8 protein-coding genes are annotated in these 12,861 nt (G+C 70.6%); 7 read left to right on the forward strand and 1 reads right to left on the reverse strand.

Annotated elements, in window-relative coordinates:
* Positions 1–770: 770 nt before the first annotated feature.
* From OG588_RS37025 to OG588_RS37050, 6 genes are all read left to right on the forward strand, one after another.
* A complete protein-coding gene (locus OG588_RS37025) occupies positions 771–2,681 on the forward strand; it encodes a glycogen debranching N-terminal domain-containing protein (protein ID WP_405951025.1) in 1,911 nt (636 codons plus the stop codon).
* A 129-nt stretch (positions 2,682–2,810) separates the two neighbouring features.
* Positions 2,811–3,569: an NUDIX domain-containing protein gene (locus OG588_RS37030; protein WP_405951026.1), complete on the forward strand. Its 759-nt coding sequence runs from the start codon at positions 2,811–2,813 to the stop codon at positions 3,567–3,569.
* A 104-nt stretch (positions 3,570–3,673) separates the two neighbouring features.
* Positions 3,674–5,860: an ATP-binding cassette domain-containing protein gene (locus OG588_RS37035; RefSeq protein WP_405951027.1), complete on the forward strand. Its 2,187-nt coding sequence runs from the start codon at positions 3,674–3,676 to the stop codon at positions 5,858–5,860.
* A gap of 162 nt (positions 5,861–6,022) precedes the next feature.
* Complete coding sequence (locus OG588_RS37040; RefSeq protein ID WP_405951028.1) at positions 6,023–6,910, forward strand: FadR/GntR family transcriptional regulator; 888 nt, start codon at positions 6,023–6,025, stop codon at positions 6,908–6,910.
* A gap of 434 nt (positions 6,911–7,344) precedes the next feature.
* Positions 7,345–8,886 (forward strand): RNA polymerase sigma factor, encoded by a 1,542-nt coding sequence (locus tag OG588_RS37045; protein WP_026151031.1) that lies wholly within the window; start codon positions 7,345–7,347, stop codon positions 8,884–8,886.
* Positions 8,887–9,017: 131 nt separating this feature from the next.
* Positions 9,018–9,875 carry a S1 family peptidase gene (locus OG588_RS37050; RefSeq protein ID WP_405951029.1) on the forward strand — a complete coding sequence of 286 codons (858 nt, stop codon included), beginning with the start codon at positions 9,018–9,020 and terminating at the stop codon, positions 9,873–9,875.
* 117 nt (positions 9,876–9,992) lie between these two features.
* Here OG588_RS37050 and OG588_RS37055 read toward each other — a convergent pair whose 3' ends face one another.
* The gene (locus OG588_RS37055; RefSeq protein ID WP_019061015.1) at positions 9,993–10,226 is read right to left on the reverse strand and encodes a hypothetical protein; all 234 of its coding nucleotides are present in this window, start codon (positions 10,224–10,226) and stop codon (positions 9,993–9,995) included.
* 443 nt (positions 10,227–10,669) lie between these two features.
* Between OG588_RS37055 and OG588_RS37060 the strand changes: the two genes are divergently transcribed.
* Positions 10,670–12,790 (forward strand): type IIA DNA topoisomerase subunit B, encoded by a 2,121-nt coding sequence (locus tag OG588_RS37060; protein WP_019061016.1) that lies wholly within the window; start codon positions 10,670–10,672, stop codon positions 12,788–12,790.
* The last annotated feature ends 71 nt before the right edge of the window (positions 12,791–12,861 follow it).

A 12,861-nucleotide genomic window follows, 5' to 3' on the forward strand; every position in this document is an offset into this window, starting at 1 on the left:
GGTCCAGCGGTCGACTCGGTGCGTTCGGAGCTTGGTTCCACCGGGCCGTCCGGTTGCGGGCGGCGACTCCACACGCGGTCAGTGTCCCCAGCACGCGGGGCGGCGCTGGACTCACCGAGGGGCAGGCGGCGCGAGAAACGGGCGCGTGTGGTGGACGGACCGTGCGCCGGGTCGGCGGCCACTTGGACGGAGCGAATGGCGCCGGCTGTTCGTCTCCTCCGCCGAGCCGCCATTCGGTCGGCTTCCCGGGCCGCGGGCGTGACCAGGACGAGCCCGGCTCCGTTCACCTGAGTGGCGGAACGCCTGAACGGGTCGTGTCGCCGGACAGCCCTTGTCCTTCCGGAACCGTCCATCCGGCGCCGAACACGTCTGCGGCGCACAGAGCGCAGAAGAAGCCGCCCATGCACCAGCCGACTCCGCCCTCCGCTGCCGACGACCGCCCTGAATCCGGTGACCCCGAGCCGCGCCCGAGCCGGGGCGCCGGCTCATCGCCGCCGTACACGGGCACAGCCGATCCCGAACATCCACAGCACCCGTCCCATCGGCTGAACGCGCCGGTGAACTTGCCGCCGACGGCTACCAACAGGCCAGAAGGGTGGACACCCGGCCAGATCCGCCGCCCGCCTCAGCTCGCATCCCCACGCCAGTCGCCATCCACCTCCTCGCCCATCTCCCCGCCGAAAAACTCTCCACTGCACCTGCCACACCCGTCCCGCCCGGCACCCCGCCGCTCCCTCGAACTGCCTCCCACCCACACCACCCTGATCTGCGTGGCCCTCCCGGGCCTCGCCGTCTCCACCGACCAAGGGCAGCTGAACGGCCGGGGGTTGGAGGGGTTCTACCGCGCGGGTCGGCGCGTGCTCTCCCGCTGTCAGGTACGGGTGGCCGGACGCGAACCACTGGCAGTGCAGGCCAGGATGACGGCGGCCGACCGCGCCCGTTTCGTGGGGACCGTACGGGTGTCCCCGGACTGCGGCCCGGACCCGGACCTCGTCGTCGAGCGGACCCGGCACGCCGACGGCACCGAGCGCATCACCCTGCGCAGCGTCTCCCGGCGCCCGCTGCGCCTGCCGGTCGAGGTGGCGCTCGGCACCGACATGGCCGATCTGGGCGCGATCGCCGCAGGCAACACTGGGCCTGAACTGCCCGCCAGCGTGCACGACTCCGGCCTGCGCTGGTCCGGTGCCGCGGGCACCTCGACGGTCACGGCCGACCCACCGCCCGCCGACGCACTGGCCTCCGCAGGTCTCTTGCGCTGGGAGTTCGAACTGCCACCGGGTGACGCGGTGAGCGTGGAACTCCGGGTGCGGCCGGACGGCGCGGGACCGGTACGGGCCGTGGGTCACGGGGCGACCAGTCCCTTGGCCTCCGCACAGGCGACCGGCGACGACCCACGGGTCCAAGTGCTCCTGCGGACCAGCGTCGAGGACCTTCAGGCACTGCTGCTGCGCGACCCCGCGCACCCCTCCGACACCCACCTCGCGGCAGGGGCACCCTGGCGCTGCGGTCTGGCGCCGGTGGACTCGCTCATGGCGGCGCGGATGACGTTGCCTCTCGGCACGCGGCTCGCCGCGGGCACGCTGCGGACTCTCGCCCGCACCCAACTCCAGCGCGCTGGAGCACAGTTGGGCATGATTCCCGGACCGCGCCGTGACGCCGGCGCCCATCTGCCGCCGAGTTGCACGGGGACAGAGGCCACCCTGCTCTTCCCGGTGCTGCTCGCGGAGGCTCGCCGCTGGGGGCTCCCGGAGCAGGAGACACGGGAGTTGCTCCCGGCCGCCGAGCGCTGCCTGACCTGGTTGCGGACCACCGTGGGCGACGGCACGTATCTGCGCGACCCGCACCCGAGCGGCCCCGCCCGCTGCGAGACACAGGCCCACGCCCACCGGGCGGCGCTGCTCGGCGCCGATCTGCTCGACGCGTTCGGCAGACCCGGCGGTGTGGAACTGCGGCAGTGGGCCCAGGCGTTACGTACCGCCTTCCGCGCGGACTTCTGGATCGGGGACCTGGGCGGCGGCCGCCCGGCAGCTGCCCGGGCCCCTGATGGACGCCTCGTACCGCACCTCGGCGCGACCGCGGCCCACCTCCTCGACACCGGGCTCCTGGGCGGCGGCGAGTACGCGCCCGGCCTGCTCGACAAGGTCCGGGCCGAACAACTCGCCCGGCTGCTCGGAGGCCCGGCCATGGACTCGGGCTGGGGACTACGCGGCCTGGGCGTGAAGGAGCCGGGATACAGCCCGTTCAGTCACCGGGGCGGAGCCGTGCGGGTGGCGGAGACGGCGATGGCCGTCGCGGGCCTTGCAGCCGCCTCGTACGAGAAGGAGGCGACCTCGCTGCTGCGTGGCGTCCTCGCCGCGGCCGAGGCGTTCGGGCACCGGCTCCCCGAGATGTACGCGGGGGAGCAGCGCACGGACGGGAGCGCTCCCCTTCCGCACCCCGCGGCCTGCCGCCCGGCGGCCACGGCGGCGGCTGCCGGTGTGCTGCTGCTGACCACCCTCGCGGGCATCCGCCCCGACGCCCCCGCCCGCACGGTCACCCTCCGCCCGGTGCGCAGCGCGCCCCTGGGCGAGATCGGTCTGACCGGGCTGCGGATCGCGGGCGCCCCCTTCTCCGTACGAGTCGGCCGACTCGGTGTCGCCATGGTCGAGGAGGCGGCCGACGGCCTGCAATTGGGAGCGTGACCTCGTGCGAAGCCGCATCGGCCGACGCCCGGAGCGCAGGACCGCCCATGCATCGCACCGAAAAGGATCAGTCATGGCGGTACCGGCGAAGGGAGTGTTTATCGTCAGGCAGACGACTATGATCGCCGCATGTCCTACGACCCGTCAGCGTATCCGCCCTTCGCCGTCACCGTGGACCTGGTCGTGCTGACCGTGCGCCGCCATGCTCTGTGCGGGCTGGCGGTACGCAGGGGCGAGCCGCCGTTCCAGGGACGGTGGGCGCTTCCCGGCGGATTCGTGCGGGCCGACGAGGATCTGGCGCAGGCCGCGGCACGCGAACTGGCCGAGGAGACGGGACTGCGCGCCCACGACCCCGGCGCCCCCGCCCAGGACAACGGAGCGCATCTGGAGCAGCTCGCGACCTACGGCGACCCCAAGCGCGACCCGCGGATGCGCGTCGTCAGCGTCGCCCATCTCGCGCTCGCTCCCGACCTGCCCGCGCCCCGAGCCGGCGGCGACGCCAGTAACGCGCGCTGGGCGCCTGTCGAGGAGCTGCTGCAGCAAGCGGGGTTCGCACGCGACGGCGACCCCGTGGCACCCCTCGCCTTCGACCACACGCAGATCCTGTCCGACGGGGTGGAGCGTGCCCGTTCGAAGATCGAATACTCGTCCCTGGCCACGGCGTTCTGCCCCACCGAGTTCACCGTCGGCGAGCTGCGCCGCGTCTACGAGGCGGTGTGGGGCGTGGCGCTCGACCCACGCAACTTCCACCGCAAGGTGACCGGCACGCCCGGGTTTCTCGTCCCGACGGGCGGCACGACGACCCGTCAGGGCGGCCGCCCGGCACAGTTGTTCCGGGCCGGCGGGGCCACGCTGCTCAACCCGCCGATGCTGCGCCCCGAGGTATGACGCCGTAGCACCTCGACCGAGGCGGTCGACCGAGGCGATCAACCGTTGTGGAGCGGGCCGTTCGGTGCCCCGAAAAACGGACATAGCGCGCTATCTTGCTGTGGGTGATCCAGGCCTTCGGACTGACCAGCAACGCCCGCAAGGAGCATCCGCCCGCCGTCGACGACGTCTCCTTCGAGGCCCGTGCGGGCCGTGTCACCGCACTCCTCGGAGCCCCGGGCGCGGGCAAGACGGCCGCGCTCCGGCTCATGCTCGAACTCCAACAGGGACGTGGAATCACCTATTTCAGGGGCCGTCCCCTGCACCGCATCGCCCACCCGTCGCGCGAGGTCGGCGTCCTCCTGGGCGATGTGCCGGGTCATCCGGCCCGATCGGTCCGCGGCCACCTCCGCATGCTGTGCGCCGCGGCGGGTGTTCCGGCCCGGCGCGCCGACGAAGTCCTCGAAGTGGTCGGCATCGTCAGCCTGCGCGACGAACGCCTCGGCAGCCTCGCGCGCGGCATGGACCGCCGCCTCGGCCTCGCCTGCGCCCTGCTGTCCGACCCGCACACACTCGTGCTGGACGAACCCGCGGACGCCCTCTCCACCCGCGAAAGCCGTTGGCTGTACGGCATGTTGCGCGCGCACGCGGCCCAGGGCGGCACGGTCCTGTTCACCACCGCCGACCCCAAGGAGGCCGCCCGCAGCGCCGACCGGGTCGTCACCCTGGAGCAGGGCAGACTCGTCGCCGACCAGGAGGCCGGAGACTTCGCCCGCACCCGGCTGCGCCCCCGCGTCGCCGTCCGCAGCCCGCACGCCAACCGCCTTGCCGCCCTCCTCACCAAGGAGGCCCGTACCGCACACCGCTCCGTCGAAGTCGTACGGGAGGACGGCAACCGCCTTTCCGTGTACGGCAGTACGTGCGCCGACGTCGGTGAGACGGCGTTCCGGCACGACATCCTCGTGCACCAACTCGCGGACGAGGTCGGGGACATGGGGCCGGGCGCCGGAACGACCCTACGGAGCGAGGTAGAAATCGTCGACGAGCCGCGAGTGCCGGACACCTCGTCGACGGCCGAACTGCCATCGGCCCGCACTGACGCACCACTTGCCGAGCTGCCGACGCGACTCGCGGATGCGCGGCTCGCGGAGATGCCGCCGCCCTGCACAGTCCCGCTGCCTGCCGAGGCTCCGCCGCTCTCCACCGAACCGCTGCCTGCCGAGACGCCGACACCGTCCACCGGCACGCTTCCGGCCGAGACCGCACAGCCCCGCACCGCCGCGCACCTCGCCCCCAGTCCGCAGCCGCTCACCGCCCCGCTGCCCGTCGCCGAGGAACCGGAACCCGCCGCCGCACCCCACCCGCCGGACGAGACCCACACAGCCACTGCAAGCCCCGCCACCACAACCTCCCGGCTGGTTCCCCTCATCGACCCCGAGAAGTCTGCCGGTACTCATCCCCGCGCGCGTGCCTCACGCCCCTCGCAAGCCCTCACCCTCGACACCCTGCCCCCGCTCCCGCCCCCCATCTCCGTCCGCTCCACCCCCAGCCCGCTGCGCCCGCTCCGCTACGAGTTGCGTCGTGCCGCCGGTATCGGCACCGGGTTTCTGACCGGGGCCGCCGTGCTCGTCGTGTCCGCTCTCACCGCGCTGCTGTTGGCCCGCATCGGTCACACCCCGCAGCCGCGTCTGTTGGCCGCGTGGCCGCGGGAGTTGCCCCTGCCGCCCGCGGCGCTCGGTGCGGGACTGCTCGGGGCGTTCGCGTTCGGTGACGAGTTCCGCCACCCTGCCCTGGCGGCGGACCGCGGCACCGTGCCCCGCCGGATGGGGCTGCTCGTCGCGAAGCTCCTCGTCTCCGCGGCCACCGCGCTGCTGCTGGCGTTCCTCACGGTGGGCTGCGACGCCGAAGTGCTCTACCTCGTCTACGGACGGGAGCTCGCGCAAGTTCCCGTCGACTGGCTTTCGATGAGCGCGAGTTGGCTCGGCCTGGTCGTCGGCTGCGCCTGGGCCGGCGTTCTGGCCGCGGGCATCTTCCGGTCGACCACGGCCGGGCTCGCCGCGGTGGTCGCCGTACCGATTCTCGTCGTACCCCTCGTGCACAAGGCGTTGGAAGGGCCTGCCGTGCGAACCGCGGAAGGCTTTCCGCTGCGGTTGCGGAAGGTGTTGCTGCTGCAGTGGCCCTTCGGGGGAGAGCGTTACCTGTCCGCGGCGGCGCGGGTGATCGCCCAACCCGTGGGCGGGGCACTGACGTTGTCGCTGACCGCCCTGCTCTGCGCGTATCTGCTCACGACCCTGCGGAGCAGGGTCCGATGACGACCGTCCGCACCCTTCGGGTGCCGCTCTGCGCACAACTCCCCGCAGAAAGCCCATTTCTTTCCGATAAGGCGTCAATTGCGACGGTGTGAGCGATCACCCTTTCGTGTGCTTTTCACCAAAGACCTCAAGGGAGTTGGAGACAGCGCCGACAAAGGATCCGTGAGTACCCTTGCGCACACCATGATGACCGCCGCCCGCTCCGCAGACTCCGGTCTGGCCGGCCCGGGCGAACTCGACCGCTACCCCTATGCCGAGGCGCCCGTCACCGAGCGCCTCGGAGCCCCTTCCTGGGACGGTTCCGACCCCGAGCTGGGCCGCGTGGGCCGGCGTGCCGGGGGCAGCCGCGGACGCGGGCTGCACGGCCAACTCGTCCAGCAGCTGGGTCAGATGATCGTCTCCGGGGACCTGGGCGCCGACCGCCCGCTGGTGCCCGAGGAGATCGGCCAGCGTTTCGAGGTCTCCCGCACCGTCGTCCGTGAATCGCTCCGTGTCCTGGAGGCCAAGGGTCTGGTCAGTGCCCGGCCGAACGTCGGCACGCGCGTGCGTCCCGTCAGCGACTGGAACCTCCTGGACCCGGACATCATCGAGTGGCGCGCCTTCGGCCCGCAGCGCGACAACCAGCGCCGTGAGCTGAGCGAGCTGCGCTGGACGATCGAGCCGCTCGCCGCGCGCCTCGCCGCCGGGCACGGGCGCGAGGATGTCCAGCAGCGTCTCTCCGACATGGTCGAGATCATGAGTCACGCCATGGGGCAGGGTGACGCGCTGACCTTCTCCCGCGCGGACGCCGAGTTCCACTCGCTGCTCATCCAGGTCGCGGGCAACCGGATGCTGGAGCACCTTTCGGGGATCGTCTCCTCGGCCCTTCAGGTCTCCGGTGGCCCGGTGACGGGCTGTGACCGCCCGACCGACGCCTCCGTGGGGCACCATGCCCGGATCGCCGACGCCCTCGCGGCCGGCGACGGCGCGACGGCGGAGGCGGCCATGCGGCAGCTGCTCATCGTGCACCCCGAGCCGGAGCGTGTGGTGCCCGCCCCGCGCGAACACTGACGCGCGCGGGATGGCCGGCGCGGTCGAGGTGTGCCGCGTTCTCCTGGCGGCGCCCGGCCGGGGTGCCCGTCTTCCGCCGGACCCCGCAGGATCCTTCAGGGAATCCGGCGGGGTCCGGCGGTGCGACGGGGTGTCGGATCTCCTGGAGGAGCGCCTGTCGCGGCCGTGGGTGACCTCCTCTGCCCGTGTATGACCGTTTTTGAACGCTTACGGGGTGTGACTCGGGCCACGCAGATTGGGCGTAACGCTCGCGGGCACTGCGCGATGACCTAAGAGGTGACAGCCGCGGAAGGGAATACGGACGCCGTTCAAGGCGCTGTGTTTCTTCCCGGCCCCAGCCCGCGCCGTCGGCCCATCCCCAGTCGGCGGTCGTCGGTTCCTGTCCGTACCGGACGGGGCCGGAAGCCGTTTTCCATCGTTCCGAGAGGTTGTTCGTGTCGGCCAGCACATCCCGTACGCTCCCGCCGGAGATCGCCGAGTCCGTCTCTGTCATGGCGCTCATCGAGCGGGGAAAGGCTGAGGGGCAGATCGCCGGCGATGACGTGCGTCGGGCCTTCGAAGCTGACCAGATTCCGGCCACTCAGTGGAAGAACGTACTGCGCAGCCTCAACCAGATCCTCGAGGAAGAGGGTGTGACGCTGATGGTCAGTGCCGCGGAGCCCAAGCGCACCCGAAAGAGCGTCGCAGCGAAGAGTCCGGCCAAGCGCACCGCCACCAAGACGGTCGCCGCGAAGACGGTGACCGCCAAGAAGGCCACCGCCACCGCCACTCCGGCGGCACCCGTCGCCGACGCTTCCGTCGAGGACGACGCCGCCCAGAAGGTCGCTGCCAAGAAGACCGCGCCCGCCAAGAAGGCGGTCGCCAAGAAGGTCGCCGCCAAGAAGACGACGGCGGCGGCCAAGAAGACCAGTGCCAAGAAGGACGACGCCGAGGTAGTCGACGAAGAGGCGACCGAGGAGACCCCCGGCAAGACCGGGGACGAGCCCGAGGGTGCCGAGAGCGCCGGGTTCGTGCTCTCCGACGAGGACGAGGACGACGCGCCCGCGCAGCAGGTCGCCGCGGCCGGCGCCACCGCCGACCCCGTCAAGGACTACCTCAAGCAGATCGGCAAGGTCCCCCTCCTCAACGCCGAGCAGGAGGTCGAGCTCGCCAAGCGCATCGAGGCCGGTCTGTTCGCCGAGGACAAGCTGGCCAACGCCGACAAGCTCGCCCCCAAGCTCAAGCGCGAGCTGGAGATCATCGCCGAGGACGGCCGCCGCGCCAAGAACCACCTCCTGGAGGCCAACCTCCGTCTGGTGGTCTCCCTGGCCAAGCGCTACACCGGCCGCGGCATGCTCTTCCTGGACCTCATCCAGGAGGGCAACCTCGGTCTGATCCGCGCGGTCGAGAAGTTCGACTACACCAAGGGCTACAAGTTCTCCACGTACGCCACCTGGTGGATTCGTCAGGCGATCACCCGCGCGATGGCCGACCAGGCCCGCACCATCCGTATCCCGGTGCACATGGTCGAGGTCATCAACAAGCTCGCGCGCGTGCAGCGCCAGATGCTCCAGGACCTGGGCCGCGAGCCCACCCCGGAGGAGCTGGCCAAGGAACTCGACATGACCCCGGAGAAGGTCATCGAGGTCCAGAAATACGGCCGCGAGCCCATCTCGCTGCACACCCCCCTGGGCGAGGACGGCGACAGCGAGTTCGGTGACCTCATCGAGGACTCCGAAGCCGTCGTCCCGGCCGACGCGGTCAGCTTCACCCTTCTCCAGGAGCAGCTGCACTCCGTCCTGGACACCCTGTCCGAGCGTGAGGCCGGTGTGGTCTCGATGCGCTTCGGTCTCACCGACGGTCAGCCGAAGACCCTCGACGAGATCGGCAAGGTGTACGGGGTCACCCGTGAGCGCATCCGCCAGATCGAGTCCAAGACCATGTCGAAGCTGCGCCACCCGTCGCGTTCGCAGGTGCTGCGCGACTACCTCGACTAGGTCGTAGTCGTACGACACGGAAGGCCCGGTCTCCCCTCGGGGAGCCGGGCCTTCGTGTTGGCGCGGGTGCGGGGCGCGGCGCGCTGGATCACTCTGGGTCTTCAATGACCATCCCAGAGTGAGGAACGTGCATGCGTCGTCCCCTTGCCCGGGCGCTGACCCGGCCGCTGGTCCTGGCGGCCGCCGCGTCCGCCATACCGCTGGTCTCCGCGGCCCCTGTGGCCGCCGACAGCATCGTCGTCGGCGGGTTCCCGGTCGATGTCTCCGTGAGCCCCTGGACGGTGGCGCTGTCCAGTCGTGACCGGTTCGGGGGTACCCGGGCGGGCCAGTTCTGCGGCGGTGTGGCTGTGAGCCGGACCACCGTGCTGACCGCGGCCCACTGCATGGGCGACGACGTCCTGGGGGCGCCGCCGCACCGGGCGCGCGATCTCAAGGCCGTCACGGGCCGTACGGACCTGCTCTCGGCCCGGGGTCGGGAGATCGCCGTACGCGAGGTGTGGGTCAATCCGGGTTACGACGCCGTCAGCAACGCCGGCGACTTCGCCGTGCTCACCCTCGCCGATCCGCTGCCCCAGAGCTCGGTCATCGGGATGGCGGCTGCGGGCGACACGGCCTACGAACCGGGCACGGCCGCCACGGTCTACGGCTGGGGCGATCTCACCGGCAGTGGCGACTACGCGGGCAGCCTGCACGCGGCACGCCTGCATGTGCTGTCCGACGCGCGCTGCGAGGAGGCGTATCCGGGCGGCGCCGACGGCACCTACCTCCCCGAGTCCATGCTGTGCGCCGGAGAGGCTCAGGGAGGCCGTGACGCCTGTCAGGGGGACAGTGGGGGGCCGCTGGTCGCCCAGGGGCGGCTGATCGGGCTGGTGTCGTGGGGCAGCGGGTGCGGGCGGGCCGGGAGCCCCGGCGTCTACACCCGGGTCTCGGACGTCCTGCGGACACTCGGACGTCACCGCGGCTCGCCAGGGCCGCACAAGGGCGCCTGACGGCGTCTGAGAGGCGTTTGCGGGCATGAAAGACGGGCGGCCCCGCTCCTGTGGTTCAGGAGCGGGGCCGCCCGTCGCCGGCCTGGGCCGGTGCTGGCTCGTCGTGGACGCGAAGTGTCAGCGGTCTTCTTCAGGAACGCTTGCAGCAGGAGCGGAGGTCAGCCGCTCCGACTCGTCCTGTATCTCAGCGGCGATCTTCTTGAGTTCCGGCTCGAACTTGCGGCCGTGGTGGGCGCAGAAGAGCAGTTCTCCGCCGCTCAGCAGGACGACGCGCAGGTATGCCTGGGCGCCGCAGCGGTCGCAGCGATCGGCGGCCGTCAGTGGGCTCGCGGGGGTCAGAACAGTAGTCACGTCGCCTCTTCTCTAGCTCGACGAGCTGTCGTACCAGGGTCAACATCCAACCAGGCCGAAAACGTTCCCGCTCGTGGCCTTTTCTCGAAAAATTCTTCCGGGGCGGCTGTCTGCTGCCGGTTGGCGGCGAATGTGCCGTATTGCGTGTCTATGTGTCTGTACGGGTTCGCGCTGTGGGGTCAGGGTCGGGTCCACCCGGCTGGATTGCCGGTTGTTCATGAGGACGTGCCCGGAGCCTAAATGGTTCATGCCCCGAAGGGAACGTGATATGTACTTCACTCCATCGAGGGATCGAACAGGTATACGACCCTGGACTAGTGTGAGGAGGAGGCGAGGGTGGCGTTACAACGGCTCTACCAGGCCTCGGTACCCTCTGAGCGGCAACCGAAGCCGGGCCCTTACCCAAAAGGGCCTCATCTGAAATTCAGCGAGGAGCGAACCGCGTGACCGCCGAAACGTCCGTGCCGTCGACAGCGCTGCTGGCAGGAGCAGACCGGGACGGTTCCAACTACACCGCGCGGCACCTGCTCGTCCTTGAGGGGCTAGAGGCCGTACGCAAGCGCCCGGGTATGTACATCGGGTCGACCGACAGTCGTGGCCTGATGCACTGTCTGTGGGAGATCATCGACAACTCCGTGGACGAGGCCCTCGGGGGCTACTGCGACCACATCGAGGTGATCCTGCACGACGACGCCTCGGTGGAGGTCCGGGACAACGGCCGGGGCATCCCGGTCGACGTCGAGCCCAAGACCGGCCTCTCCGGTGTCGAGGTCGTCATGACCAAGCTGCACGCCGGCGGCAAGTTCGGCGGCGGCTCGTACGCCGCCTCCGGTGGTCTGCACGGCGTGGGCGCCTCCGTGGTGAACGCCCTGTCCGCGCGGCTGGACGTCGAGGTGGACCGCAGCGGCAACACTCACGCCATCAGCTTCCGGCGCGGTGTGCCGGGCTCCTTCTCGACCGCCGGTCCGGACGCCACGTTCGAGCCCGGAGGCCTGCGCAAGACCAAGCGGATCCCCAAGACCCGCACCGGCACGCGCGTGCGCTACTGGGCCGACCGCCAGATCTTCCTCAAGGACGCCAAGCTCTCCCTGGAGGGCCTGCACCAGCGGGCCCGGCAGACCGCGTTCCTGGTGCCCGGACTGACCATCGTCGTCCGCGACGAGTACGGCCTCGGTGAGGGCGGCAGCAAGGGGGAGGAGTCCTTCCGCTTCGACGGCGGCATCAGCGAGTTCTGCGAGTACCTGGCGAACGACAAGCCGGTCTGCGACGTACTGCGCCTGTCGGGCCAGGGCATCTTCAAGGAGACGGTGCCCGTCCTGGACGACCACGGCCAGATGACGCCCACCGAGGTCACGCGCGAGCTCGGCGTCGACATCGCCATGCGCTGGGGGACCGGTTACGACACGACGCTCAGGTCGTACGTGAACATCATCGCCACTCCCAAGGGCGGTACCCACGTCGCCGGCTTCGAGCAGGCCGTCGTCAAGACGATGAACGAGGTGGCGCGCGCCAAGAAGCTGCTGCGCGTCGCCGAGGACGACGTCGTCAAGGACGATGCCCTGGAGGGCCTCACCGCGGTCGTCACCGTCCGCCTCGCCGAACCGCAGTTCGAGGGCCAGACCAAGGAGGTGCTCGGTACGTCGGCGGCCCGCCGGATCGTCGCCAACGTGGTGGCCAAGGAGCTCAAGGACTTCCTGACCTCGACGAAGCGTGACGCGGCGGCCCAGGCCCGTGTGGTCATGGAGAAGGCCGTCGCCGCCGCACGCACGCGTATCGCGGCCCGGCAGCACAAGGACGCGCAGCGCCGCAAGACGGCCCTGGAGTCCTCCTCGCTGCCCGCCAAGCTCGCCGACTGCCGCAGCGACGACGTGGAGCGCAGCGAGCTGTTCATCGTCGAGGGAGACTCCGCGCTCGGTACGGCCAAGCTCGCCCGGAACTCCGAGTTCCAGGCGCTGCTGCCGATCCGCGGCAAGATCCTCAACGTCCAGAAGTCGTCCGTCACCGACATGCTGAAGAACGTCGAGTGCGGGGCGATCATCCAGGTCATAGGAGCGGGCTCGGGCCGCACCTTCGACATCGACGCGGCCCGCTACGGCAAGATCATCATGATGACCGACGCCGATGTGGACGGTTCCCACATCCGGTGTCTGCTCCTGACTCTGTTCCAGCGCTACATGCGGCCCATGGTCGAGGCCGGCCGGGTGTTCGCCGCGGTGCCGCCGCTGCACCGCATCGAACTCGTCCAGCCCAAGAAGGGCCAGGACAAGTACGTCTACACGTACTCGGACCGAGAGCTGCGCGAGAAGATGATGGAGTTCCAGAGCAAGGGCGTCCGGTACAAAGACTCCATCCAGCGCTACAAGGGTCTCGGTGAGATGGACGCCGACCAGCTGGCCGAGACGACGATGGACCCCCGTCACCGCACCCTGCGCCGGATCAACCTCTCCGACCTGGACGCGGCAGAGCAGGTCTTCGATCTGCTGATGGGCAATGACGTGGCACCGCGCAAGGAGTTCATCTCCAGCTCGGCCGCGACGCTGGACCGGTCGCGGATCGACGCCTGACCGCCGAGCCGGGTCCGGGTCCGATCTGACCTGACCTGACCGTTGAGCCGGGCCCAGGTCCGAACTGGGCC

Source organism: Streptomyces prunicolor, assembly GCF_045162825.1.
GTDB lineage: Bacteria > Actinomycetota > Actinomycetes > Streptomycetales > Streptomycetaceae > Streptomyces > Streptomyces prunicolor.